The 25,607-nt window shown below is 71.2% G+C and carries 20 protein-coding genes; 11 read left to right on the top strand and 9 right to left on the bottom strand.

The genetic code is table 11. The features are described 5' to 3' along the window. Window positions 1-61 precede the first annotated feature (61 nt). On the top strand, window positions 62-1,093 hold the full coding sequence (locus ACG2DA_RS01375; RefSeq protein ID WP_395253664.1) for a rhomboid family intramembrane serine protease: 1,032 nt from the start codon (window positions 62-64) through the stop codon (window positions 1,091-1,093). Here ACG2DA_RS01375 and ACG2DA_RS01370 read toward each other — a convergent pair. Both ACG2DA_RS01370 and ACG2DA_RS01365 read right to left on the bottom strand, forming a co-directional pair. Continuing rightward, window positions 1,044-1,655: a DUF6702 family protein gene (locus ACG2DA_RS01370; protein ID WP_395253663.1), complete on the bottom strand. Its 612-nt coding sequence runs from the start codon at window positions 1,653-1,655 to the stop codon at window positions 1,044-1,046. The genes ACG2DA_RS01375 and ACG2DA_RS01370 overlap by 50 nt on opposite strands. Window positions 1,656-1,835: 180 nt before the next feature. Next, entirely contained in the window at window positions 1,836-3,356 is a 1,521-nt protein-coding gene (locus ACG2DA_RS01365) for a hypothetical protein (protein ID WP_395253662.1), read from the bottom strand. 251 nt (window positions 3,357-3,607) lie between these two features. Here ACG2DA_RS01365 and ACG2DA_RS01360 point away from each other — a divergent pair, with 251 nt between their 5' ends. Together ACG2DA_RS01360 and ACG2DA_RS01355 are read left to right on the top strand one after the other, a co-directional pair. Next, on the top strand, window positions 3,608-4,717 hold the full coding sequence (locus tag ACG2DA_RS01360; RefSeq protein WP_395253661.1) for a patatin-like phospholipase family protein: 1,110 nt from the start codon (window positions 3,608-3,610) through the stop codon (window positions 4,715-4,717). A 165-nt stretch (window positions 4,718-4,882) separates the two neighbouring features. Beyond that, window positions 4,883-5,569 (top strand): NAD(P)-dependent oxidoreductase, encoded by a 687-nt coding sequence (locus ACG2DA_RS01355; RefSeq protein ID WP_395253660.1) that lies wholly within the window; start codon window positions 4,883-4,885, stop codon window positions 5,567-5,569. A gap of 68 nt (window positions 5,570-5,637) precedes the next feature. On the opposite strand, the gene ACG2DA_RS01350 is transcribed toward ACG2DA_RS01355, so the two are convergent. The 6 genes from ACG2DA_RS01350 to ACG2DA_RS01325 all read right to left on the bottom strand — a co-directional run bounded on the left by ACG2DA_RS01350 (window position 5,638) and on the right by ACG2DA_RS01325 (window position 15,901). Then, window positions 5,638-6,483 carry an HAD-IIB family hydrolase gene (locus tag ACG2DA_RS01350; protein ID WP_395253659.1) on the bottom strand — a complete coding sequence of 282 codons (846 nt, stop codon included), beginning with the start codon at window positions 6,481-6,483 and terminating at the stop codon, window positions 5,638-5,640. After that, window positions 6,480-7,901, bottom strand: coding sequence for a glycosyltransferase (locus ACG2DA_RS01345; protein ID WP_395253658.1), 1,422 nt, complete (start codon window positions 7,899-7,901; stop codon window positions 6,480-6,482). Before ACG2DA_RS01345 ends, ACG2DA_RS01350 begins: the two co-directional genes overlap by 4 nt. 130 nt (window positions 7,902-8,031) lie before the next feature. Continuing rightward, entirely contained in the window at window positions 8,032-9,474 is a 1,443-nt protein-coding gene (locus ACG2DA_RS01340; RefSeq protein WP_395253657.1) for a cation:proton antiporter, read from the bottom strand. 178 nt (window positions 9,475-9,652) lie between these two features. Beyond that, window positions 9,653-10,993, bottom strand: a complete 1,341-nt coding sequence (locus tag ACG2DA_RS01335) for an amylo-alpha-1,6-glucosidase (protein WP_395253656.1) — start codon at window positions 10,991-10,993, stop codon at window positions 9,653-9,655. A 187-nt stretch (window positions 10,994-11,180) separates the two neighbouring features. Then, a complete protein-coding gene (locus tag ACG2DA_RS01330) occupies window positions 11,181-14,219 on the bottom strand; it encodes a c-type cytochrome (RefSeq protein WP_395253655.1) in 3,039 nt (1,012 codons plus the stop codon). A gap of 128 nt (window positions 14,220-14,347) precedes the next feature. Beyond that, on the bottom strand, window positions 14,348-15,901 hold the full coding sequence (locus ACG2DA_RS01325; protein WP_395253654.1) for an arylsulfatase: 1,554 nt from the start codon (window positions 15,899-15,901) through the stop codon (window positions 14,348-14,350). Window positions 15,902-16,079: 178 nt separating this feature from the next. On the opposite strand from ACG2DA_RS01325, the gene ACG2DA_RS01320 reads away from it, so the two are divergent. From ACG2DA_RS01320 to ACG2DA_RS01290, 7 genes are read left to right on the top strand one after another with little or no spacing between them, the layout of a single operon-like run. Further along, on the top strand, window positions 16,080-19,268 hold the full coding sequence (locus ACG2DA_RS01320) for a PSD1 and planctomycete cytochrome C domain-containing protein (protein WP_395253653.1): 3,189 nt from the start codon (window positions 16,080-16,082) through the stop codon (window positions 19,266-19,268). 40 nt (window positions 19,269-19,308) lie between these two features. Continuing rightward, window positions 19,309-19,608, top strand: coding sequence for an addiction module protein (locus ACG2DA_RS01315; protein WP_395253652.1), 300 nt, complete (start codon window positions 19,309-19,311; stop codon window positions 19,606-19,608). Further along, window positions 19,605-19,910, top strand: coding sequence for a type II toxin-antitoxin system RelE/ParE family toxin (locus tag ACG2DA_RS01310; RefSeq protein WP_395253651.1), 306 nt, complete (start codon window positions 19,605-19,607; stop codon window positions 19,908-19,910). The genes ACG2DA_RS01315 and ACG2DA_RS01310 overlap by 4 nt, the downstream gene beginning before the upstream one ends. Window positions 19,911-19,938: 28 nt before the next feature. After that, on the top strand, window positions 19,939-21,426 hold the full coding sequence (locus tag ACG2DA_RS01305; protein ID WP_395253650.1) for a DUF1501 domain-containing protein: 1,488 nt from the start codon (window positions 19,939-19,941) through the stop codon (window positions 21,424-21,426). After that, window positions 21,410-21,907, top strand: coding sequence for a hypothetical protein (locus tag ACG2DA_RS01300; RefSeq protein ID WP_395253649.1), 498 nt, complete (start codon window positions 21,410-21,412; stop codon window positions 21,905-21,907). The genes ACG2DA_RS01305 and ACG2DA_RS01300 overlap by 17 nt, the downstream gene beginning before the upstream one ends. 53 nt (window positions 21,908-21,960) lie before the next feature. Then, window positions 21,961-22,161 (top strand): hypothetical protein, encoded by a 201-nt coding sequence (locus ACG2DA_RS01295; protein ID WP_395253648.1) that lies wholly within the window; start codon window positions 21,961-21,963, stop codon window positions 22,159-22,161. Between the two features lie 4 nt (window positions 22,162-22,165). Continuing rightward, a complete protein-coding gene (locus tag ACG2DA_RS01290; RefSeq protein ID WP_395253697.1) occupies window positions 22,166-22,795 on the top strand; it encodes an AAA family ATPase in 630 nt (209 codons plus the stop codon). A gap of 12 nt (window positions 22,796-22,807) precedes the next feature. On the opposite strand, the gene ACG2DA_RS01285 is transcribed toward ACG2DA_RS01290, so the two are convergent. After that, a complete protein-coding gene (locus tag ACG2DA_RS01285) occupies window positions 22,808-24,112 on the bottom strand; it encodes a hypothetical protein (protein WP_395253647.1) in 1,305 nt (434 codons plus the stop codon). Window positions 24,113-24,271: 159 nt separating this feature from the next. Here ACG2DA_RS01285 and ACG2DA_RS01280 point away from each other — a divergent pair, with 159 nt between their 5' ends. Then, window positions 24,272-25,378, top strand: a complete 1,107-nt coding sequence (locus ACG2DA_RS01280; RefSeq protein ID WP_395253646.1) for a DUF1570 domain-containing protein — start codon at window positions 24,272-24,274, stop codon at window positions 25,376-25,378. Window positions 25,379-25,607: the final 229 nt, after the last annotated feature.

The raw sequence follows: 25,607 nt of genomic DNA, 5'->3' as shown, positions 1-25,607 counted from the left end.
GGTCGCGGGTACAGTGGGGCGACTCCTCCGTCCCGTTTCGCCCCCCGCACCCGCCGTCTCGTTGCGTCTGCTTGTCGAACTCCCGCCGGACCGCGCCGCCCGGCTGACGGACGTGCTCGTCGCCTCCGGCGTGCCCGCCCAGTTTCGCCCCGACGAATCGGTCGGTCCCGGCGCCGGGGACGCCGCCGTGTGGGTGGTGGAAGAGGACGACCTCGAAACGGCCCAGCGGACGCTCGCCGCGTTCCTCGACGACCCGGACGCGGACCGCTTCGTCGCCGCCTCCGCCGAGGCCGACCGTCTGCGGGCCGCCGCGGAGAAGGAGCGCAAGGCCGCCGCCAAACGCTTCCGCCGCGGCCGGGACACGTTCCGCGACGCCGCGAGCGGCGCCCCGCTGTGGAAGCGGGCGCCGGTCTGCGCAGGGCTGATCGCCGTCTGCTGCCTGGTCGCCGCGTTCGGCTGGGGCGGGACGGACGACCCGTGGAGCCTGTGGAGCCGGCAGGAACCGCTGATCCACTGGCTCTGGATCACGGAGAACAGCGTCGTGCCCCTCCGCCAGGGGTGGGTGCGGATCGAGTTCGACACCCTCGGCGAAACGCTGGCCCGGGGGGAGCTTTGGCGGCCGTTCACCCCGGCGCTGCTGCACGCCAACCCGATTCACCTCGCCTTCAACATGAGCTGGCTGGTCGGCCTCGGGGCGATCTTGGAGGGCCGCTTCGGCTGGTGGCGGTTCCTGCTCGGGGTGCTGGCGGTCGCGGGGCTGTCGAACGTCGCGGAGTACTACGCCGACATGCGGTTCGGCCTGCCCGTGCTCGGACTGTTCGACTTCCAGGAGAGCCCCCGCTTCGGCGGCTTCAGCGGGGTCGCCGTGGCGCTGTTCGGCTTCGAGGTCGGCCGGAAACGCGGCGGGCGGCCGCTGACCACGCTGTCGACCAACTCGACCTTCTTCATGCTGGCGTTCCTGGTGCTCTGCCTGTCGGGCAGCATCATCGCCGTCGCCAACGTGGCCCACTTCTCCGGGTTGGCGCTGGGCTTCGGCGCCGGGTTCATCTCCGCGAAGCGGGAGGGGCGGCCGCATCGGTCGCTGACTTCTTGAGCGGCTTCAGGTCCGCCGCCCGCAGCGTGTGGGCCGGCGTGCGGCGGTCGAACGTGTAGCTGGCTCGTTCCGTCCGCGGCGTCCCGTCGGGGCCGGCTACCTTCGGGGCGGGCCGGGTCACGGAGAACACCAGCGTGTTGTGCTGCTCCGGTTCGACGTCCAGCCGCACCCGGTCCGCAATCGTCACGCCCTCCCAGCCGCCGGGCAGCGGGACCTCGAAGTAAACCCAGCCGACGCTGATCCCCACCTCTTTCCCCACGTACTTCAACTTGGCCGGGGCAGGCGCCTCGTCGTCGGCGGGGTCCGGGTCCGGCGGGACGACGACAAAGGCGCTCCGCAGCCAGGCGGCGACGGCGGCGTCGGAACTCTCCGCGTCCAGATCGACCGCCCGCCCGGCGTGCCGTTCGACGACCTCCTCCAACTGGGCCGGCGTGATCCGCAGGGCGACTTCGAGGGAGCGGCTGTCCGGGTTCCACTCCGCCTCCGCCAGCGTGACGTGCTGGGGGTGCACGGCCCCGAGCAGGAGGGAACAACCGGCGGTGAGAATCAGGCGGGCGAACATGCCGACAGTGTAGGGGCCCCCGTGACCCCGCGTCGTCCCGTCCCTCGGCGCCGAACGGCCGGATCACCAACCCGAAGCGTCAGCGAGGGACGCGGGCATCGCTCGCGTCCGCGGGAGCGAAAGGCCCTTGCTGACGCTTCGGGTTGGTTCTTCCCGAGGTTCTGAAACAGCCTCCGGCCGTCAGGCTGACGTGACGAACCGGTCGCCGGCGTGCGGCAGGCGGGCCCGCAGGCCGGCGGCGAGTTCGGCGGCACTCAGCCGGCCCACGCCGGCCGCGAAGTCGCTCGCCGCGGCGGTGAAGTCGAGGTCTTCGGCCATCAGGAACTCTCCGCCGTCCTCCTCCGGCACGAGCCCGGCGGCCTCCGCCCCGGCGGCTGCAGCGTCGTGCAGTTGGACGGCCAGGCGGAACGTCTCCCAATCGCCCAGCGCCGCGTAGGCCGGTGCCGCCAGGCCGTCGATCCGGGTCAGCTCCCGGTCGAGGGTCGCGGCGTAGCGGTCCAGCTCCGCGGTCAGCGACGGGCGGCCCCAATGCGATTCCAGCAGGCTCCCCAGCCGCAGCACGGCGGCGGCGGTGTGGGCGAGGTCCGGGTCGTGCAGCGGGTCGATCGCCGCCGCGGCGGCGGGCAGCAGGGCGTAGTCGGCCCCGGCCACGCGGCCGGTCCGGCGCTGGAACCGCCCGGTCGAGATCGGCCCCGTCCCGGGCGCCGCGTGGCGGGATCGCCCGTGCCGCTCCCGCAACCTGCCCCAGCCGTTCAACCGGAACGGATCCCCGTCGGCGCCGTTCCCCCCGCCGCCGTTGCTCCCGGCGCCGGTCGCCGGGGCGGATTCGCACAGGCCGGACCGGGCCACGCTGGCGGTGCCGTCGGCGAACCGCAGTTCGCGGTACCAGCCGTCGGCGAAGACGTGATGCACGACCGCCCCGTCTGCGGGGTCGCTCTGGCCGACGATCGGCAGGTTCGGCGGGTCGAGTTCGCTGAGGTGGGCGAACGTCAGCCGCGTGTTGCTGGCGAGGGAGGCGACCTCGTCCGGCAACCCCAGCAGGCCGGCGAGGCCGGCGTCGCCCTCGGCCCGCGGCATCCCGCCGGGGGGGCCGGCGTCGATCAGGAAGTCCGCCTCGACCTCCACCGGGCTGGCCGGATTCCCCCCGGCGCCGGCCGGCGGGACGGCCCGTTCGTCCCGCGTTCCGCTCAGCAGGTAGCCGCCCCCGGAGCGGCGTGCGGCCTGTCGCAGCCGGGTGCGGTCGAAGAACACGACGTCCGCGGCGACGGCCCGGGCAGCGGCGAACGCGTCCACGTCCCCCCGGTGCCAGAGGGCCCCCCGCGGACCGGCGGCGGGCACCGTCAGCGGGTCGCCGGGCGGCTCCCCGGCCTTTCCGACCGGCGCCCAGACGGCGCCGCGACAGCGGCCGGACCGCACCCCCGGCCCGCCGCGGTCCCCCTCCGCGGGGTCCAGCAGCGGGGGGAGCCAATTCAGCCGGAACCGCTCCGCGAGGGTCGTCAGCAGGGCGGCGGCGTGCGGGGTGAGCGTTTCGCCCAGACTAAATCGCGGCAGTCGGCCGGGGTCGATCAGCGCCACGCTGCGGCCGCACGCCCGCAGACAGCAGGCGATCAGGCTCCCGCCGAACCCGGCCCCCAGCACGGCGACGTCGCACCGCAGCCGGTGGGGCGGGGTGCGGTCCGGGGGGAACGGCGGGTCGAACATCGACGGACGAAGGCAGCGAACGGACGACGGGACGGAGCGGGCGGCGCGGACGCTCCCGGCCGGACGGGCGGGTTTCCCCCATCATGCCGCTCGCCCGGCCCCGCGACACCCCGAACGCGAGTCCCTTCCGACGCAGGCGGCCGACCCGCGGTCCGCCGCGGCGGTCGTGACGGCGCCCCGCCGCTATAACGCGGGACGGACGAGCCTCCTCAGACCTGTTCCGCCCGTCGTTCCGAGCCGCGCCGACGCCGATGTTCCGCATCCTCTCCCTCGACGGCGGCGGCCTGCGGGGGGCGTTCGGCGCCGGGTTCCTCGCCGCGCTGGAGCGCCGCGTCCTCCCGGCGACCGGCCGACCGCTGGCGGCCCACTTCGATCTGCTCGCCGGCGCCAGCACCGGGGGCATCCTCGCCTGCGGGCTGGCCTCGGGCCTGTCGGCGGAGCGGCTCGTGCAGTTTTACCGGGAGCAGGGGCCGGAGATCTTCCACCCCCGCGAGCCCTTCCGCCCCCGCACCAGCGTGCGGCCGCTGTATCCGCTGGCGAACTGGATCTTCCAGCGGAAGGCCGGCCTGCCGATGGACGAGATGTTCCGGGCCCGCTACTGCCCGTTTCACCTCACCGACGCCTTCGTGACCGCCTTCGGCGACCTTACGCTGGGCGAACTGGAGGGCGTCCGGCTGATCGTGCCGGCCGTGAACCTGTCGAAGGGCCGCATCCACCTGTTCCGCACCGGCCACCTGCCCGGCGGGCGGGGCTGTCAGCGGGATCTCAGGATCGTGGACCTGCTGGTCGCCGCGACCGCCGCCCCGACCTACTTCCCGCACAAGGTGATCGACGGCGAGGCCTACTGCGACGGCGGCGTGTGGGCGAACAACCCGACGGTGCTGGCCGTGGCGGAGGCCGTCGCCCTCACCAGCGGTGCCGCGGGGCTGGAGGACGCCGAGCACGACCGCCGGTCCGACTTCGAAAAGGCCGTGGACGTGACCGGGATCGAGGTGCTCTCCGTCGGCACCGGTCGGGCGACGTACTCCCTCAGCCCGCCGGGGGCGGACGCCGGCAGCCTGTACTGGGCCCGGCACATCGCCGACGTGATGGGCCACAGCATGCAGCAGGGCACGGAATTGCCGGCGGAGTTCTTCCTCGGCGACCGCCTGATGGGCGTGAACTTCGACCTGCCGGACGACACTTGGACGCTCGACGCCGCCGATAAGCTGGAGGCCCTGTTCGAGAAAGGCGAAGCCGCCGCGGAGGAGGTCGGCGACGAGGCGATCGGGCGGTTCTTCGCGTCGCGGGAACCGAGCGTGCCGCGAGAACCGCCGGCAGCGAACCGACCGGCGCCAGCCGGCAGCCCGGAGGCCGGTTGACGGGGCGGAAGCCCGCTGACGGGGCAGGGCGGGGCCGCGTGCAGGTCGCGCGGGCCGCGGGTCGTCGACGCCCGCGAGTTGACGAGGTCGCCGGTTGAAGGTCTGCTTCCGCGGGCGGCAGGCTATCGGGCCGCGGGGCGTGGGGCGCTTCAACCGCTGGAGATTATGAAAAAGGTTTGCGTCGTCGGCGCGTCCGGGAAGCTCGGACGCTACATGGTGCGACACGCGCTGGACCGCGGCTACGAAGTCGTCGGCGTCTGCCGCGAGCAGAGCGTGAGCAAGCTCGACGAGTTCCACGGGCGAATCGCCGTCGTCCCCGGCCCGACCAACGACCGCGACGTGATCCGGCAGGCGGTCTCGGGGTGCGACGGCGTGTTGACGGTGCTGGTCCCCTGGGGCGTCCAACAGTACTCGTCCGGCACGGCGCAGGCGGTATTGGACTTCGCGGAGCCGGACGCCCGCCTCGTCTTTTCCTGCGGCTGGCACATCCCGTGGGACGGCAAGGACGTCTACACGTGGAAGCTGAAGGCGTTTTTGAAGGTGTTCGGAGGGTTGGCGAGGCTCTTTCGCCTGGCGGAGCTCGACGACCAGGTCGAAGCGTGCCGGCGGGTGTTCGAAAGCGACACGCGGTGGACGGTGGTCCGCGGGAGCGATCTTGAGGAAGGCGAGAGCCAGGGGCTCCCCGTCTGGAGCCGGCACGTCGGCGATCCCGCCCTGAAGAGCAACCTGACCCGTCGCGTGGACTTCGCGCTCTTCATGGTGGACGCCCTGACGAACGACGCCCTCGTTCATGAGGCGCCCGCGATCGTCGGATGCCAAACGCCCTCGGCTCGCGCCCACGCCGCACGGTAAACGGAGGGCCGAACCTTGAACGGGGACGGCCGACGCCCCCGTCTCCGTCCGGCTCCGTCGCCGCGCGGCTACGCCGGGGCGGCCGTCCAATGGTCCAGCCCCTCCCGCACGCCGGCGGCGGCGACGCCGGTCGCTTTGTGGAGGTGCGGGTGCTCGTGGGCCAGCAGTTCCGGCAGGGCATTGGCGACGGCGATCCCGCGGAAGTCCCCGCGGAACATCGCGGCGTCGTTGCCGCTGTCCCCGGCGACGACCACCCGCGCCGGCGGCACGCCGAACCACTCCGACAGGAACACCGCCGCGTTCCCCTTGTCCGCCGCGACCGGCAGCACGTCGAGGTCCCGCTTCGAGCTGTACACGATCCGGGCCGCCACTCCGGCGTCCTTGATGCGGCGCTCGATCGTCTCCAACTCCCCCGGTTTGGCGCGGGGCAGGTAGTAGCTGGCTTTATAGTCCGACTGGAACTTCTCCGGCTGGACGATCAGCCGCGGGACCGTGGCGAGGGCGTAGCGGACGGCCTCGGCGTCCCAGTTCTCGAACGTCGCCGGCCAGTCGGCCAGCGGTTCGGGGAACTCGCCCATGTGATCCCGGACAAAGATCTCCGTGCCGACGCCGCCGATGACGGCGTCGGGCGTGGGCAGCTCGGTGGCGGCGACGCTCTCCAGCACGCTGGCGGCGAACCGCCCGCTGCTGAGGACCAGCCCCAACTCCCCGCGTTCGCGGCGTTCCTCGTAAAACGCCGCGAAGTCGCGGAGGCCGGCGGCGTCGGCGCTGTCCGCATCGGCGTGGTCCGGCCCCAGCAGGGTGCCGTCCACGTCGGAGATCAGCAGCCAATCGAACCGGGGCGCGTCGGCGCGGGAGGGGGCGGGGGCGGCGCCGGAGGTCGGGGCGACGTCCGAGGTCGGGCCGGGGCTCAAGCCATCGCCTCCAGCACCGGTTCCGCCGGCATGGCGGCGCCGGCGGGGGACGCCCCCGGCCCGTCGCCGGCGCTCGTCTCCGTCGCGAGCAGCGGCGGAGCGGCGGCGGCGTGTTTGCCCAGCCCCACGGTCGCGGCGGTCTCGTGTTCCGACGGATGATCGACTTGATCCAGCAGGTTTAAGACCTGCTGGGCGACGCCGGTCCAGGTGAACTTCGCCCGGGCCTTTTGCGACCCGTACTTCGCCAATTGATCGCTGACCCGTTGGTGGGTGAGGATCTGGGCAATCGCGTGTCCGTAGGCGTCGGGATCGAAGGGGTCGGCGTAGAGGGCTTCAAGCCCCCAGACCAACAGCGGCCAAAGACCGCCCTCGGTGGTGACGACGGTCGGCGTGCCGACGGCCATCGCCTCGACGGCGGTCATGCCGAACGGTTCGTACCGGCTGCAGAGGGCGAACACGTCCGCGATGCGGTAATAATCCGCGAGCTGGTCGTCCGGCACGTAGCCGCGGAACTCGACCCGATCCTCAATGCCGAGGTCCGCGGCGATCTCCTCCAGTTCGGCTTGCAGCTCTTTTTCCTGCTCGTTCAACTCGTCGGAGCCGACGGCGAGGATCAGTTTGGCGTCCTTGACCCGGTCGAAGACCACGGGCATCGCCCGGAGCAGCAGGTCGTATCCCTTGTTCCGGGCCAGCCGGCCGAGCGCCATCACGGTGGGACCGGCGGCGTCGAACTCTTCCTTCAACGCGTGCCGGGTGGCCTGGGAGACGGGGAAGAAACGGGTGTCGTCGTAACCGGGAGGGATCACGGCGACCTTGTCCGGCGGAGTGTCGTAATTCGGGCCGGTAATCAGGTCGTATTGCTGACCGGTGGTGGCGACGACGACGTCGCACTCGTCGAAGACGGTTTTTTCTTCGCGAATCCGATGGGTGAAGTTGTACTTCTTTTCCAACTCCGCCGGATCGCCGTCCATCTGCGACTGTTTCCAGGCGCCGATGCTGTGCGGCGTGAACAGGTGCGGCACGGCGAGCCGGTTGCTCAGGGCCTGTCCGGCGAGCCCGGCGTCCCAGTAATGAGAGTTAATGAACTGGTAGCTCAGCCCCTGCTCCTTAAAGTGGGAGGCGGCGTTCTGCACCCATTCGGGGATATGGTTGCAAAGAACTTCCTTCGGAATGAAGTCGTTTCCGCCGCAGGGGAATCGCAGCACGTGGACGCGCTCGTCCACCTCTTCGAGCGCCGGCTGATCCTCGAAGCGGCGGGTGGCGATATCGACGTGATAACCCATCCGGGCGAGTTGCTTGGACAATTCAAGCACGTAAACGACTTGCCCGCCGGTGTCCGGTTTGCCGAATTCGGGCTCCGCGGCGACGTAGCCGTGGGTGGAAATCATTAAAATGCGCTTGGGCGCGCTGGCGGCCATCGGGGGGAAGGCTCTTTCGGGGAGAAGACCACCCGAACCTATCGGCTCCCCGTGGCGGCCCATAGGGGACGATCCCCATCTGCCGGGGGGGGCTCGTCGGCGGGGCCGGTGAGGCAGAGGGGGCGAGGGTTCACACCTTGCCGCCCGAGGGCCGATCCGCCGGGGCCGTCGGAGGATCGGCGTATCGTTCGGCGTAGCGGTTCATCAGGGGCGTCACCGTGAAACCGTGCAGCAGCACGCTGGCGGCGATCGTGAGGATCGCGCAGTCGGCCAGCCCGGCGGAGAACTCCGGCATCGCCTCCCCGACGCCCAACCCGAAGGCGTGCGACAGGTAGTAAATCGTGCCGATTCCCCGGATGCCGAACCAGGCCGTCAGCCGCCGCTGCGGGCCGGTGAGGTCGCAGAACCAAGTGGTCGCGTAGAGGGCCAGCGGCCGGGCGACGAACAGCACCACCGCGGCGAACAGCCAAGCCCGCACGTTCCCCACCCGGGCCGGCGAGAGCAGCAGGCCAATCACCACCGCCAAAAAGAGCTGCACCATCCGTTCCAGCGCGTCCGCCACGCGGGTCTGCTCCTGGGCGAGCTCCCACGCCGCGGGGGCGTCGTCGGACTCCTCCGTCTCGGAGAGAACCGCTTCGCACCCGGCGTTCCCGTTCGACGCGCCGTCCGCGGGGGGGCCGGGCTCCGTGCCGCAGTCGTCCAGCACGGCCTCGGCGGGGTCGCACTCGGCGGCGTGAGGTTCCTGAATCTCCAGCCCCCGCAGGGCGACGGCGCCGGCGAAGACGGCCAGGAAGGCGTAGGTGTCGATCAGCAACGCCAGCCCGTAGGTCAGCCCGATCAGACCGAGGGTGAGCAACTCCTCGGCCCCGGCGCCGGGCTCCAGCCGTTTGCGGCAGTACAGGATCAGCCAGCCGAACGCCCGCCCGGCGAGGGTGCCGAAGGCCAGTCCGCCGGCGATCTTCCACACGCAGTCGACGAGCAGCCAGCGCCACAGGCCCTCGCCCAGCGGGTGCAGGTCCTGATCGATCAGCCGCCCGATCAGGCCGACCGCCAGCAGGACGAAGGGGAAGGCGGTGCCGTCGTTGAAGCCGGCCTCCCCGGTGAGGGCCCGGCGGAGGCGGTCGTCGTCGCAGGGGTGTTCGACCTGCACCTCGTCGGCCAGCACCGGGTCGGTGGGGGCCAGCACGGCGGCCAGCAGCAGCGCCGCGGGCAGCGGCAGACCGAGCATCGCGTAGCCGGCTCCGGCGACCAGCGCGACGGTGGCGATCATCGTCAGCGAGGCCAGCACGGCCGGGGTGATCCAGCGGCGGTCGCGGATCGGCAGCCGCATCTTCATCCCTGCCGCGTATAGCGAGACGATTACCGCCAGTTCGCTGAGGACCTCCAGCAGGCCCGCGTCGCGGACCCAGTTCAGCGAAATCAGCCCCAACCCCAACGGGCCGATCCCCAGCCCCGCGAGCATGTGCAGTTGCGGGGCGGAGATCCACGGCCGCTTCAACAACGGGGCCAGCAGGCCCATCGACGCCGTCAGCAGCCCGACGACGACATACCAGAGGACGTGATCGTTGAGCATGAAGGGGCGAGGAGAAAGGCGTCAGGCGAGAGCGACGGGGACGGGCTTGGGGTGAAGGTGAAACGTTGCAGGTTGACGGCGCCGCGTCGGCGCCGACGGCTCTTTCACCCTGCAACCTTAACCGTCCCCGGTTGAAGGCCTTCCGCCTTCCGCCTCGCCCCTTTCCCCTCTGTTTCCCTTACGTGAGCGTCGCGTGCTCCGGGTCGACGTGCAGCGAGTGGCAGGCCTTCACGAAGCTGGCGGCGCTCCAGGCCTGATAGGCCTTGCCCATCGGCCGGCCGGTTTGACCGTGGTGCCACTCGTTGAACTCCCACTCCCGGCCCACGCCCAGCTTGCAGCACTCGGCCAGTTTGACGAGTTCCCGCTTGGCGAGGTCCTTCATGCCGAGTTTGTGAACGTAGCGGACCCACAGCCCGCCGACGAACGGCCAGATCCCGCCGTTGTGGTAGTGGTGCGGGAGGTTGAGCAGGTTGACGGTGAAGTAGTCCTTCCACTCCCGGTCGCCGCTCTGCACGACGGGGTAGAGGTTCTCCACCGGCCAGGGGTCGGAGACGCCCACGCCCCACAGGAAGCGGAAGGTCATCAACGCCCGGTCCTTGTCGACCAGTCCGGTGATGAAGGCCAGCAGGTTGGCGTACACGTCGCAGCGCCAGCTGAACGCGAACGGGCTGACCTCCGCGACGAGGTAGCGGGCGTCGCCGAGGGCGAACTGGGCGTCGGCGAAACTGGGCAGCGGGACGTTGTGCAGCGGGTTGGGGTCCTCCGGGGGTTCCGCCCGGGAGGTGCTGGGCCAGAAATTCTTGAGGATCAGCCGGCCGACCCGCTTGCTCCAGGAGCGGTATCGCGCGGCCCCGTCGTCGTCGCCGAATTGTTCCAGAATGTCGGCGTAGCAGCCCAGGCAGCGGAACCACAGCACCTCGTCGTAGAGCACGTGGTAGTTGCGGGCGAACAGGTCGGTCCAGTCGCCGGCTTCGGGGATCTCCAGCAGGCCGTCGCCGTTGCTGTCCTGGGCGGCGAGCCAGGCCATCATCGTCTCCAGCCGCTCGCGGTGCTTCTCCGCCAGCGACCAGTCGTTCCGGGCCTTGCAGTAGGCCCGCAGGGCGATCACGACCCACAGCCCGGCGTCGATGGAGGCGATCCCGCCGACCCCGGTGAACTCCGGCCGGCCGTCGTCGATCGTCACGTTGCAGGGCACGTGGCCGTTCTCGGCGGTGTGGCCCAGCAGCGTTTCCAGGGTGGCCCGCTGGCAGAGGTCGATCTCCTCGTCCACCAGATCCAGCGTCCAGCAGATCGTCTTCGCCCCGTCCCGGGCCCAGACGCTGCGGTAGTTCACGTCGGTCCCGTAGACGGTGTTGTCGTTCAGGGAGCAGGCGCTAAAGCCCGCCGAGGTGACGTTGCGGCGGACGGCGTCGACGGCGGCCTCGTAGCCGGCCTCCAGCAGGCTCACTTCCTCCGGGGAGAGCGTCGCGTCCTCGTCGGACTGAAACAGCGGGCGGCGGGGGGCGGAGTCGTCCGGCACGGAACGGGGGGGTTAGCGTTCGGGAACGGGAAGGAGCGAGCGGGGGAGATCCTAGCCGGGACGCCGCCGGGCATCAGCGCCGCCGCCGCCCGCTGCGTCCGCCCGGGGCGGCCCCTACGCAATACGGCCCGAACGCCGGGGGCGTTCGGGCCGCTGAGACTCGGCGAAGGGGCCGCCGACGGCGGGGCTACCGCGTCGGGCCGGCTTTGACCGGGCCCTCGCCGTTGGCCCCGTCGCCGGTCGCCCCGGCGCTGGTGGTCGCCGGGGAGCCCTCGCGGAGGTAGGCGATCAGGTCGAGGATCTCGCTTTTCTCCAGCGTGCTGACCAATTCGTTGGGCATCTCGGAGGTCTCCGAGGGAACCCGCTCGAGGATCGAATCAGTCGGCACGTCCACCGTCGCCCCGCCGAACGGGTCGGTGCGGACGGTGACGTAGCCGTCCTCCTCGGCGGTCACGCGGCCGTTATAGACCTGGCCCTCCTCGGTGAGGATCAGCTCCGCCTTGTACTGGTCGGAGACGACCTTGCTGGGCTCCAGAATCGCTTCGAGCAGGTAACGGGCGTCGAAGCGGCCGCCGACGCCGGTGAGGTCCGGTCCGGTGGAGCCGCCCTCGCCGTCGAAGCGGTGGCACTGGGCGCACTTCGCCGCCTGATAGGCCCTGCGGCCGGCCTCCAGGTCGCGGCCGTCCATCTGGGCGTTGGGGTCGCCGAAGTCCGGCATCTGCCAGTTCGCCACGAACTGCCGGGTGGTCGCCTCGACCACGTCCGCCGGCGGGGCCGGGGCGTCGATCACGTCGGCCAGCTTCGTCTTCGCCCCCTCGGGCAGCTTGTCGACGGCGTCCTTGCGGATCTGGGCCACGAACTTCTTAAAGCTATTCCCGCCGCGGTACTTCGTCTCGGCGAGGTTCAGCCAGCCGAAGAAGGTTTCGTACTGGTCCCCGGTCCACAGGGCGCTCTGGCCGGTGAGGTTCCGCAGCATGAAGGGGTAGAACATCTGGTCGGCCTGCGTGGAGACGTTCCGCAGCCGGTCCATCGCCAGGGCCACGACGCCGCGGGCGCTGGGCGGAATCGGGTCGTGGGAGGCGAGGTAGGTCAGCAGCCGCACGGCCTCCCGGTTGACCCGCTCCTCCGGGCTGGGGGTGAGGGCGACGAGCTTCTTGGCCAGCGCCTCGGCCCGCTCGTCGTCGGGGTGTCCGCCGAGGCGGATGAAGGCCAACTGGTAGGCCCGCATCGCGTCGAGGGTCTGCTCCGTGGTCAGGCGGCCGAAGTTCAGGGCGTTCAGCTTGTCGAGCAGCAGGCTGCGGTCCGCCTGCTCGCCGGTGCGGGCGAGGGCGACGGCGGCCTGAATCACCGCGTTGGGGCGGGTCTCATGGGCGAACTCGTCCTTCCACTCGGCGACGTCGTGCCGTTCGAGCGCCACCCGGGCGGCGTAGCGAATCGCGCGGTCCCGGGAGCCGAGGTGCGGCCAGAGGGCGTCCAGCGCGACCGGCTCCCCGGTGTGGCCGCGTTCCAGCATGTGCCGGGTCTTGCGGGCGACCGCGGCGACGGCGTCCTCCTGCGGCTCCGTCGGGGCGGCGTCGCCGACGTAGCGGATACGGTACAGCCCGGACTGCGTCCGCCGGCCGCCGGTCGTCATGTAGAGGGCGCCGTCGTGCGGGTTCGCCGTCAGGTCCGTCACCGGCAGCGGGCGGCCGGAGAGGAAGGTGCGGAAGGTCGCCGCGTAGGTGGCGCCGACCGGCTTCATCGTCACCTCGAACACCCGCCCGTGGGTCCAGTCGGCGAGGAACAGGGCCTCCGGGTTGGGGAAGTTCGTGCCGCGGGCGAACTCGACGCCGGTCGGGCTGCCGAGACCGAGGTCCACCACGCTGCCGACGCTGTCGGCGTAGTAGTCCGGCCATTTGCCGGTGCCGTAGCGCCAGCCGAACTCCGCCCCGCGGACGACGTGGTTCAGCCGCGTCGGCCGGTACCAGGGGGTGCCGGTGTCCCATTCCATGTCCGCGTCGAAGGCGAACAGTTCGCCGGCGGCGTTGAAGGCCATGTCGTAGGGGTTGCGGAAGCCGGCGGCGTGAATCCGCCAGTCAGTCCCGTCCGGCTTGCAGCTGCCGATCCACCCGCCCGGGGCCAGTCGGCCGGTGGCGTGGCCGTTGCCGTCCGGGTTGCGGGGGAGGAGCAGGTCCTCGGCGAAGTTTTTGACGGCGGATTCCTCCTCGTTGTAGCCCTCCGGCAACTTGGTCTCGTTGCCGACGATCACCCACAACCGGCCGTCGGCGCCCTCCCGCATGGCGTGCGGACCGTGCTCCCCGCGGCCGTTGAGGGACTGAAGCTTTTCGACGGTGTCGTAGTGGTCGTCGCCGTCCGTGTCCTTGGCCCGGTACAGGCCGGAGTTGGCGCCGTCGTTGACCATCACGTACAGCGAATCGAACGCGCACAGCAGGCCGTGGGCCATGCCGGTGTCGACCTCCATCGGGTGCACGTCGATCGCCCCGTCCGGCTCGCCCACCGGCGGCGGGGTGACGCGGTACAGCTTGCCGTACTGGTCGGAGACGATCAGCCGGCCCTTGGGGTCGACGGTCATGCTGACCCAGGAGCCCTGCTGCTCTTTGGGCACCGAGTACAGCAGTTCGATCTCGTAGCCGTCGGCCAACTCGATCTCGTCGGCCGGGGTGGCGCCGGGGGCGGACGGGGCCTTCTCCAGCACGTTGCCCCAAGGCTGCACGCCCAGGGCGCCGAGGTCCTTGGCGTTCGCCCAACTCTCAGCGCCGACGAAGCCCGGCGTCGTCCAGCCGGCGCCGGTCACGCCCTCGGGGGCGACCTTCCAGGATGAGTCGCTGACCAGCCGCTTTTTGCTGCCGTCGTTGTATTCCAGATCGAGCACGACCAGCACGGCGGCGGCGCCGTCCTCGTTCTTCGCCTCGACCGACAACACCTTGGAGCGACCGCCCCCCAGCGCCGTCACGTCCGCCCGGCTCGGTTCGGACCACGACCGGCTGCTGAGCACCTTCGTCCCGTCCAGCCAGACGACCGCCTGGTTGTCGGAGGCGACGGTCAGCGTGGCCGACTTCGGCCGCGGCCCGCCGGGGAACGCTTTGCGCAACCGCACCGTCTGGCCGGAGGTCGCCTCACCGTCGGCCCAGATCCAATGGGGTTTGGCGTCCGGTCCGCCGAGTGCGTCGGCGGGCGCCGCGGACGTGAGCGGGGCGAGGACCAATAAAACCGCGGGGGCGAGCATGGGCGGACGGGCAATGCGGGAAGGAAGCGGGACCGGGCGCGGCCCGGATCGGGCAGTCTAACGGACCTCCGATCGGATCAAAGCCGCCCGATGGTCGCACGGCGCCCCCGGTCCCGAGGCGGCGGACGTCAGCGGCCCGCCGGCGTCAGAACCCGCGGAACCGGCGCCCGGGCAGCGTCCAACGCGGCCCGCAGCGCCGCCGTCTTCTCCGGCCGCTCCGCCGCCAGATCGTGCCGCTGGCCGACGTCCTCGGCGAGGTTGTAGAGGTGCACGTCGCCGGTCTCCCGGGGCGTGTCGTGCTTTGCGAACCATTTCGGATCGACCCCGCTGTGGTGGCCGGTCTTCGCGTCGATCAGCAGCCAGTCGCCCTGTCGGAGGGCGTAGGCGTTGTTGAAGGTGTTGTGCACGATCGCCTCCCGCCCGGAGGTCTCCGCCCCCTTCAACACCGGCAGGAGCGAATAAGAATCCTGATAACGGGTCCCGTCGGCGGCCGCGGCGTCGGACGGCAGTTCGGAACCGGTCGCCTCCGCGACGGTGGCGAACAGGTCGACCTGCGATGTGAGGGCGTCCGTCGTCGAGCCCGGCTCCGTCACCCCGGGCAGGCGGACGAAGAACGGCACGTGATGGCCGCCCTCGTGAATGTCCCGTTTTAATCCGCGGAAGGGTTCGGCGGACCAGTGGTCGAACTGCTGATCCCGGGCGTAGGCGTAGCGTTCCGGGCCGTTGTCGGCGGTGAAGACGACCAGCGTGTTCTCCGCCTCGCCGCTCTCCTCCAGCGCCTTCAACAACCGGCCGACGACGTGGTCGGTCTGATGCACGAAGTCCCCGTACGGCCCGGCCTGCGAGGCACCGTCGAACTCGTCGTTCGGGATGATCGGGGCGTGCGGGGAGGGGAAGGCGAAGTACAGAAAGAACGGCTGTTCCGCATCGGCCTGCTCCTTGAGATAGGCGACCCCGCGGTCGGCGAGCGTCGGCAGCACGTCGTAGGGGTTCCAGCCCTCGACCATCGGCCCGGGGCGGCACTCCCAGTTGCCCTCCTTGATCGGCGGCCAGAGCGATTCGTCCTTCATGACGGTGGGGGCCTGCGTGACCCGGTCGTCTTCGATCCAGGCGTACGGCGGGAAATTAATCACCGTGTCGCCGAAGTAGTGATCGAACCCCACCGCCAGCGGACCGCCCGGGATCGGCTGGGACCAGCCGAACGCCTCCGGCGGCAGCCCCTTGCGACGGCCGTCGCCCACCGGCTTGACCGACGGATCGCGAACCGCGTCCCAGTCCCAGCCGAGGTGCCACTTGCCGATGCAGGCCGTGCGGTAGCCGTTTTCTTTTAGAAGTCGCGCCAGCGTGAGCTGGCCGTCTTCGAACACCGATCCGCCGAACGAATTGACGATCCCGTGAAAGTCCCGCCAGTGGTGCCGGCCGGTCAGCAGGGCGTAGCGGGAGGGCGTGCAGATGCCGGAGGAGGAATGGGCGTCGGTGAAGGTCAGCCCCTCCGCGGCCAGCCGGTCGAGGTGCGGCGTGGGGATTTTGGAATCTGGGTTCGTCGCCCCGACGTCGCCGTAGCCGAGGTCGTCGGCGTACAGGATCAGCACGTTCGGCCGCTCCGGCGGGCCGGCGTGAGGTTCGTCTGCGGGGGCGCCCGCGCCGGGGGCCAACAGGGCGAGCAGGGCGGGAACGAGCATGGGCGGGCGAGGGATCGGACTGACGGGGAGCGACGCCACGGTAGCGTCCGGCGTCGCGGTTTGCCGCCGGATCGGCCGGCGCCGATAGGCGGGTGACGCTGTCGCGGGCGTCCCGTACACTGTTTGGGCCGCGCTCGCCCGTGGTCCCGCCCCGCCGTCCCGCCCCGGTCCCTCCCGTATGCGTTTCTCCGCCGTCGCGGCTTCGTTCGCCGTCGCCTGCCTGACCGCCGCCGGTTTGACCGCCGCCGGCTTCGCCGCGGGGCCGGACCGCCCGGCCGCCCCCGAGCTGGAGGCCGCCGCGGACGTGGCGGAGGAGCCGATCGACTTCAACCGCGACGTGCGGCCGATCCTGTCGAACAAGTGCAACCTCTGTCACGGCAACGACGAGGCCGGCCGCTCGACCCCGCTGCGGTTCGACACCCCCGAGGGGGCGTTCGTCGAGTTGAACGGCGGCGGCCACGCGATCGTCCCCGGCGACCCGGCCGCCAGCGTGCTGCTGGACCGGGTGACGGACGAGTACGCCCCCATGCCGCCGGAGGGCGAGGGCGACCCGCTGACCCCCGCGGAGGTGGACACGCTCCGCCGCTGGATCGAGCAGGGCGCCGAATGGACCGGCCACTGGGCCTTCGAACCGATCGCCAAACCGCCGGTCCCCTCGCCCAGCGAGCCGGTCGCCGCAGCGCACAACGAGATCGACGCCTTTCTCAACGAAGAACTCGCCGCCTCCGGCCTGCCGGTGAACGGGGAGGCCTCGAAGACGCAGCTCATCCGCCGGGCGACCTTCACCCTCACCGGCCTGCCGCCGACGCCCGCGGAGGTGGACGCCTTCCTGAACGACGACCGGCCGGACGCTTACGAGCGGTTGGTCGACCGGCTGCTGGCCTCCCCCCGCTACGGCGAGCGGCGGGCCCGCTACTGGCTGGACGCCGCCCGCTACGGCGACACTCACGGCCTCCACCTGGACAACGAACGCAGCATCTGGCCCTACCGGGACTGGGTCGTGCGGGCGTTCAACGAAAACAAACCCTTCGACGAGTTCACCGTCGAACAGCTCGCCGGCGACCTGTTGCCGGAGCCGTCGCTGGATCAGCTCATCGCCACGGGCTTTAACCGCTGCAACGTGACCACCAGCGAGGGCGGCAGCATCGACGAGGAATACCGCGTCCGCTACGCCGTCGACCGCACGGAGACCGTCGGCACCGTGTTCATGGGCCTGACGGTCGGCTGCGCGGCCTGTCACGATCACAAATTCGACCCGATCTCCCAGAAGGAGTTCTACAGCCTCTACGCCTACTATCGCAGCGCCGCGGACGCGCCGATGGACGGCAACGCCCTGCTCCCGCCGCCCAGCGTGCGGGCGGAGGCCCCCTGGCAGACGGCCGAACGCGGCCGGCTGCAAAGCGAGATCGCCGCGGAGGAGCACGCCTTCCGCTCCTACATCGCCGGGCTGGATTACGCCCCGGCGCCGGAGTCCGCGGCGCCCCTCGACCCTGCGGAGCGGGCGGACTTCCTCTGGGTGGACGACGCTCTCCCCGCCGGCGCCAAGCCGGAGGGGGACGAGGACGATGGCGGCGTGAACGGCTGGAGCTGGTACCCCGAGGACGAGGGCCCGGTGAAAAGCGGGGCCGTCGGCTGGGAGCGGAACACCCGCTACCAGGGCCAGAGCTTCTTCACCGGGGCGACCGACCCCGTCGTCGCCCGGGAGGGGGACACCGCTTTCGTGCATGTGTTCGTCGAGTACGGCGGCAACCCGGGGGCGATCATGCTCCAGGTGCACACCAAGTCCGAGGGCTGGGACCACCGGGCGATCTGGGGCAACAAGAACGCCATCAATTTCGGTACGGTGGACACTCCCTCGCGGCTGCCCAAGGGCAAGCTGCCGGAGCGTCGGCAGTGGACGCGACTGGAGGTCCCGCTGAGCGAGATCGGCATCGAACCGGGCGACGAGATCGACGGCCTCGCCTTCACCCAGAAGGGCGGCCACGTCCGCTGGGACGCCGCCGGATTCAAGACGACCGCCGCCCCGGCGCTCCGCCTCGCCGCCGCCCGCACCGCCTGGGAGGCCGCGGTGACGGAGAGCGAGACCGCCGACCGCCTCCCCGCGGAGATCGCCGCCGTCCTCGGGAAGCCCGCCGAGCAACGCGGCCCTGAGGAGGAGGCCGCCCTCGCGGATTACTTCCGGGCCGTTGTGTTCCCCCGCATTGAGGAGCGGTTCGCCGCTCACGAGACGGAGTTGAACGCCCTGCGGGCGGCGATCAGCCGGTTGAACGCGACCGTGCCCAACACCCTCGTGATGCGGGACGAGAACGAACCCCGCCCGGCCTTCGTGCTGGAGCGCGGCGAGTACGACAACCCGACCGACCGCGTGTACCCCGGCACCCCCGCCGTGCTCCCCCCGCTGCCGGAGGACGCGCCGCAGAACCGGCTGACCCTGGCCCGTTGGCTGGTCGACCCGGACCACCCGCTGACGGCCCGGGTGACGGTCAACCGTCTCTGGCAGCAGCACTTCGGCACGGGGCTGGTGCGCACCAGCGAGGACTTCGGCTTCCAGGGCGAATGGCCCAGCCACCCGGAGCTGCTGGACTGGCTCGCCGCGGAGTTCATCGAGAGCGGCTGGGACGTGAAGGCGCTGCACCGCCGGATCGTGCTCTCGGCCGCCTTCCGCCGCTCCGCCGAAGTCGGCCCGGAGCAGCTTCAAGTCGACCCGGACAACCGCCTGCTGGCCCGCGGCCCCCGCTACCGGCTGGACGCCGAAGCGATCCGCGACGCGGCCCTCGCCGCCAGCGGCCTGTTGGTTGAACGCCTCGGCGGCCCCGGGGTGAAGCCGTACCAACCGGACGGGCTGTGGGAGGCGGTCGGCTACACCGATTCCAACACCGCCAAGTTCCAGCGGGACGACGGCGACGCGCTGCACCGCCGCAGCCTCTATACGTTCTGGAAACGCACCAGCCCCCCGCCGAGCCTGTCCACCTTCGACGCCCCCAGCCGGGAGTCCTGCGTGGTCCGCCGCAGCCGGACGAACACCCCGTTGCAAGCGTTGGCGCTGATGAACGACGTGCAGTTCGTCGAAGCGTCCCGCCACCTCGCCGCCCGCCTGCTGACCGAGGGGGACACGACGGACGAAGCACGACTGACGCACGGCTTCCGCCTGACCGTCGGCCGCACACCGGAGGCGGACGAACTGGCAGTCTTGAAGCGAGTGCTGACCGCCCGCCGCTCCGCCTTCGCCGCCGACCCCGCCGCCGCGACCGACCTGCTCGGCGTCGGCGCCACGGAGCGGAACGAGTCCCTCGACCCAGTCGAACACGCCGCCTTCACCCTGCTGGCGAGCCTGCTGATGAACACCGACGCGTTCGTGACGCAGTAGACTCCGCGAACCGTATTCCAGACCTCCACCGCCGAATCAAATGCCCGCCGCTGAAGCCCTCAAACTCGCCCCGCTCAGTCCGGCGGCGGAAGCGTTGTACCGGCAGGCGTCGACCTTGTCTGACGAAGACCGGGTTGGACTGGCGGACCGGCTGACCGGCTTTCGGCCCGGCGGCCCCGCGGTCCCGACCGCCGCCGAACGGGCGGAACTCGACCGCCGGGTGGCGGCGTTTCACGAGGGCGCTGACCTTGGCGAACCTTGGGAGCGGGTCCGCGGTCGCATGACCGCCCTCATCGAACAACTGTCGGGAGCGAGCGATCCGCCCGGGGCCGCCGAGTGACCGTCCGTTCGCTCGCCCGCGCCGATGACGAACTCGCCGACGCGATCCGTTATTACCACCGGGCCGGCGGGCCGGAGTTAGCCACGCGGTTCCTGAACGCCTTCGACGCTGCAATCAATCACATTGGAGCTGATCCCGAGTCGCTGCCGGTCTTCTACGAGACCGAACGTTACGGCCCCGTCCGCCGGTGCCCGCTCGGTCGGCCGTGGCCGTACGACGTACTGTTCACCCTCGGACGGAACGCCGTCGCCGTCGTGAGCGTTTGGGATTACCGACGAAACCCCGCCGACCGCCCCGCCTGACGTCCTGCACGAACGAAAATCGAAGCTCATGAACGCCCATCCCGCCCTCGAACGCGATCTCCACCTCACCCGGCGCCGATTCTTCGGCCGGGCGGCCGGGGGGATGGGCGCCGGGATTGGCGCCGCCGCGCTGGGCTCGCTGCTGGGGCGCGACCTGAGCGCCGCGGAGTCCTCCGGGGCGACCGCTCCGGTGCGCGACGCGGCCGCCGGCGGGCTGCACTTCGCCCCCAAGGCGAAGCGGGTGATCTCGCTGTTTATGAGCGGCGCCCCCAGTCAGCTCGACATGTGGGATTATAAACCGCAACTCAACGACCTGTTCGACGAGGACCTGCCGGACAGCGTCCGCAACGGTCAGCGAATCACCACCATGACCAGCGGGCAGGCCCGCTTCCCGCTGGCGCCCAGCAAATACAAGTTCGCCCGCCACGGACAGCACGGCGCCTGGGTCAGCGAACTGCTCCCGCACACCGCCTCCGTGGTGGACGATTTGTGCGTGGTGAAAAGCATGTGGACGGAGGCGATCAACCACGACCCGGCGATCACCTATATCCAAACCGGCTCCCAGCTGCCGGGGCGGCCGTCGACCGGGGCGTGGGCCAGCTACGGGTTGGGCAGTCTGAACGAGGACCTGCCCACCTTCGTCGTGCTACACTCCTCCTGGAGCGGCCGGAAAAGCGCCCAGGCGCTCTATAATCGTCTCTGGGGCAGCGGATTCCTGCCGACCCGTCACGCCGGCGTGGCCCTGCGAAGCAAGGGCGATCCAGTGCTGTACCTCTCCGATCCCCCCGGCGTCTCCCGGGCGGCCCGGCGGGACGTGCTGGACGGGCTGGCGGCGTTGAACCAGAAAACGCTGGACGAATACGGCGACCCGGAGATCGCCACCCGCATCGCCCAGTACGAGATGGCCTACCGCATGCAGGCCAGCGTGCCGGAGTTAATGGATCTCTCCGGCGAAACGCAGGAGACGCTGGACCTCTACGGTCCGGACGTGAACGTCCCCGGCACCTTCGCCGCCAACTGCCTGCTGGCCCGTCGGCTGGCGGAGCGGGACGTGCGGTTCACGCAGATCTTCATCCGCGGCTGGGACCAGCACGGCAACGTCGCCGGCGACCTGCCCAAACAGTGCAAAGACGTCGATCAGGCCTGCGCCGCCCTCGTCACGGACCTGAAACGCCGCGGCCTGCTGGACGACACCCTCGTCGTCTGGGGCGGCGAGTTCGGCCGCACCGTCTACTGCCAAGGCAAATTAACGAGGCAGAACTACGGCCGCGACCACCACCCCCGCTGCTTCACGACCTGGCTGGCCGGCGGCGGCGTCAAACCGGGAATCGTCTACGGCGAGACGGACGACTTCAGCTACAACGTCACCGAGAACCCGGTGCACATCCACGATTTGAACGCCACGATCCTGCACCAACTCGGCATCGACCACGAGAAGCTCACCTACCGCTACCAGGGCCGCGACTTCCGCCTGACCGACGTGCACGGCAACGTGGTGCATGACATCCTCGCCTGAGCCGTCCGGCTTGATCGTCTGCGAAGACCGCTCGTTCCCGGCCGCGGACCGGCCGCGGATCACGATCGACCTGGCCCGCCGGGTAGTGATCTTCGAACGCTGCCACGTGCCCCGAAACTTCTTGTCTGCGGGAGTCGAACCGCTGCGGGAGGCGCCGTTCGAGAACGTCCGCTCCGCCCGGGAGCTGCGCGTGGGCGGCGGCCGCGGGTTGGGACTGCGAACCCTGTTGGGGCTGGGCCGGGTCGCCGGGCTCACCGCGACGGACGCCGGTTCGCTCGCCTCGATCTTCCTCGGCACGACGGCCGGCCGGGCCCGCGTGTTCGCCCACTGGCACAACTTCGCGGCGTTCCGCGAGGCGATCCGCCCGATCGCCGCCGAGTCCCCCCACGGCGAGGCGCTGGAGGACAACCCGCTGGTCGCCGCGGCGGTCGCCGTCGCCATGCTCGCCGTCACCGCCGGCCTCGTCTGGTGGCTGCTGTGATCGGGCCTGCCCGGTCGATAAACTGACGACTTACCTGAGATGGGTTTCCGAGCATGCCCCGCGATTTGATGGCCCCGGAGACGGAGCCGACCGACGACGAATTACAGACCGTGATGGTCGCTGCGCGGGACGCGGCGATGGAGCGAAAGAAGCAGGCCGACGCTTGGACCGCCGCCCGGTTGGCGGAGGCTGCTGCGGCGATCAGAATCGATCGGGAACGCCGTTGCGTGCAGGAACGCAGCGCCCGTGGCTGAAGCGATGCGATCGCCGGAGCCAACGTTTGAGCCGAAGCCCCGCCTGCTGATCGTCGCCGGGCCGAACGGCTCTGGGAAAACCACGGTCACCGAGCAGGGACTGGCGCACGAATGGTTTGCCGGTTGCGAATATATCAATCCGGACGCTATCGCCCGAGACGAGTTCGGCGACTGGAACGACCCCGCCGCGGTACTCGCCGCCGCAAAAGCGGCCACGGCCCGTCGGGAGGCGTGCTTGGCGGACGGCCGGAGCTTTGCGTTCGAAACGGTCTTTTCCGGACCGGATAAGGTCGACTTCGTTCGCCGCGGGCTGGCCGCGGGGTTCTTTGTGCGACTGTTTTTTGTCTGTACCGAGAACGCCACGATCAATGCGGCCCGCGTCGCCCGTCGTGTGATGGAAGGGGGACACGAAGTCCCGCTGCGAAAGATCATCGACCGTTGGGGACGGTCCCTCGCCAATTGCGGCATGGTCGCTGCAGAGGTGGACCGGCTCTACCTCTACGACAACTCCGTCGACGGCGAGCCGGCCCGGTTGATTCTGCGGGCGGCGGACGGAGAAGTAATAAAACACTACGGACCGGTTCCGGCGTGGGCTAAGCCCATCGCGGAGACGCTCCGCGAACGCTCGAACTGATCGGCCGGCCGGTCAGCGGGGAGCGACCGGCGCCGTCAGGTCTTCGAACCGCACCGCCGCCGTGACTGGGGCGGCGGGGGCGGCGATCTCCACGCGATCGACCGCGGCGCCGGGCGGCAGGTCAAAGCTTGCCCGCACGGCGACCGCGGCGGCGCCCTCGGCGACGACGCGCGGGGGAGCGGTCGGTTCGAGCGTCGCCCCGTCGGTCGTGTGCAGGCGGACGGCGACCTCGTAACGCCAAGTTTGATAACTCTCGAACGCCGGACCGCCGCCGTCGGCGTCGTACAGGACCGCGGCGGCGATCGCCGCGTCGACCGGGCTCGTCGTGACGCTCTCCAGTCGCATCGTCGCCCCGTCGGCGGTCTGCGACTCGCCGGCGGCGTTCGCGGGGAAGGCGAACGTGCGGCGGCCGGGGATGAAGGTCGTCTCGTACGCCCCGCCGACGGTCAGCGCCGCGGGGGCGGCCGCGGCGGGGGCGTCAGCGGGCGGGAGGAAGTCGACGGCGAAGGCCGTCGCCCCGTCGACGAACTGGGCCTCCCGCGACGCCGCCGGGCTGAACGGGGCCAGCCGCTCCCCGCCCGCGGTCGCCGTCAGGCCGCCGTCGATCGGGCGGGCGGTCAGCGGGTGCAGGCGGGGCTCGGCGATCAGCCGCACCGGCACGCGCCACAGATTGCCGTCCGCCCCGAACCGCGGTCGCACCGCGACCGGGCCGATCTCGACCCGCAGCACGCCGTCCGCCGTCGCCGCGGGGGCGGCGTCCTTTGCCGGCGGGAGCAGCGCCAGACCCGCCTCCGTGACGCGCCCGACGGCGAACCGGCCGGGGGCGAGGGCGTTCAGCGCCTCCCAGAACGTCGCCGTGCCGTCGGGCCCGGCGACCGCCGACAGGTCCGGCCCCGCGGCGGAGAGCGTCCCCTTCGGCAGCGCGGAAAGGTCCAAGGCGTTCCCGGTGCGATCCGCGATCGCAGCCAATTGGTCGTGCAGCGAACCCCGCGGCAACTCGGAAATTGGCAGGCGGGACGGCCCGGCGGAGAGCGACGGCGGGGCGGCGAGGGCGGTGCGGACCCGTTCCAACGCCGCCCGCGCCGCGGCGCCGGTCGGGGCGGCGGGGGAATCGGGCGCCGGCAGCAGATCGGCGGCGGCGGGGCCGAGGGCGATCAACGCCCGCTCCGCCAGCGCCCGCTCCGACCGCGACGGGGCGGAGAGCGACGCGACCAACGCCGCCACCCGCTCCGGCGTCGGCTCCTCGGACGGCCCCTCGTCGGGACCCGCGAGCGGAAGGAGCGTCGCCGCGACGGCGAGCAGGGCGGCGAACGACATGGCCGGACCTCGGCGGGCGGGGGCGGGTGGTGCGGAACGCAGCGGCCGCGACGGGCGGCGGACCGGTTCAGCGTCCGCCCGTCCCCGACCGGCGGCAAGGGGGCGGGGTAGGGTTCGGCGTTCCGTCCGCTTCTGTCAGGCGTCGTCGTGTCCGTCGGAGTGAAAATCGCCTTCGTCCTCGCCCTGCTGGCCGCGACGCTGTTCAGCGGGACGGCGCTGGGGCGGGAGCCGCGGGGTCGTCCGACGGCGGGGCGGTCGCTGATCGAACTAACCGGCCCCGACGGCCCGGTGCGGGGGCGGTTGGAACTGCGGACGTCCGACGCCGCCTGGCTGACGGACGATCTCGGCGCCCTGCACGCCCTTCCGCTGGCCGGGGTGCGGGAGTTTCGCCGGGTCGACGACTGCTTCGCCCCGCTGCCGACACCCGCCGCGGCCGCCCGGCTGCGGGCCGAAAGCGACGACGACGCAGCGGTGTTCGCCACCCGGCATTACCTCGTGGTGCGGCACGCCAGCCGCACGCCGGGGACGTTCGGGGCGAAGCTGGAGCGCATCTACGCCTCGGTCACCGGCTGGTTCGCCCGGCACGGCGTGCGGCCGCGGGAGCCGGAGTTCCCGCTGATCGCCGTGGTGCACCCCAGCTTTGCGTCCTTCGCGGCGGCCGCCGCTGCGGAGGGAGCCTCCCCCTCGCCGCAGTCCGTGCCGCGGGCGTTGAAGGGGTATTACAGCCCGATCAGCAACCGGCTGAGCGTCTGGGAGCCGCCGGGCGGGGCGGGGGACGCCTCCTTTGAAGCGACGCTGATCCACGAGGCGGTCCACCAGATCGCCTTCAACACCGGCCTGCACCATCGTACCGGTGGCACGCCGCGGTGGGTCGCCGAGGGGCTCGCCACGGCGTTGGAGGCCCCGGCGTTTCTCTCCGCGGCCGGCTCGGTGCGGCCGAGCGACCGCGTGAACCCCGGCCGGCTGCACCGCTTTCGGACGGAGCCGCACGCCGACGGCTACCTCGACGCGCTGGTCGCCGGCCCGCACGGCGACGACCTGATCGGCCGCGACTCGCTGACGTTTTACGGCGAGGCGTGGGCGTTCACCTTCTTCCTGATGCACACCCGCGGCGACCGCTACGCCCGCTACCTGCGGAGCGTCGGCGAAACGACCGCCGCCGACGCGGACGACCCCGCGGCCCGCCGGGCCGCGTTCCACGCCGCCTTCGGCGTGGCCCCGGGACGGTTGGAGGGGGAACTGGCACGGTTCGTCGCGGCTCTCTGACGGTGAAGAACCCGCTTCCGGACCGATTCGGTACATCAACTCGAAGCGTCAGCGAGGGCGTCGGCTGCGGGCCGACTTGCTTCGCACGTCGGAGCCCTCGCTGACGCTTCGGGTTGGTGCAGGGGCTCTCCGCCGCCGCGCATGAAAAAACCGCAGCCGGGGCGATTGCCCCGGCCGCGGTCGATCTCCTGTCACTCCGGTCCGCGGTCGGCGCCGTCTCGAGCCGGCG

It is taken from the genome of Alienimonas sp. DA493 (assembly GCF_043951915.1).
Classification (GTDB): Bacteria; Planctomycetota; Planctomycetia; order Planctomycetales; family Planctomycetaceae; genus Alienimonas.
Note: the sequence above shows the minus strand (reverse complement) of the source record. Positions and strands in the feature narration are given on the sequence as shown.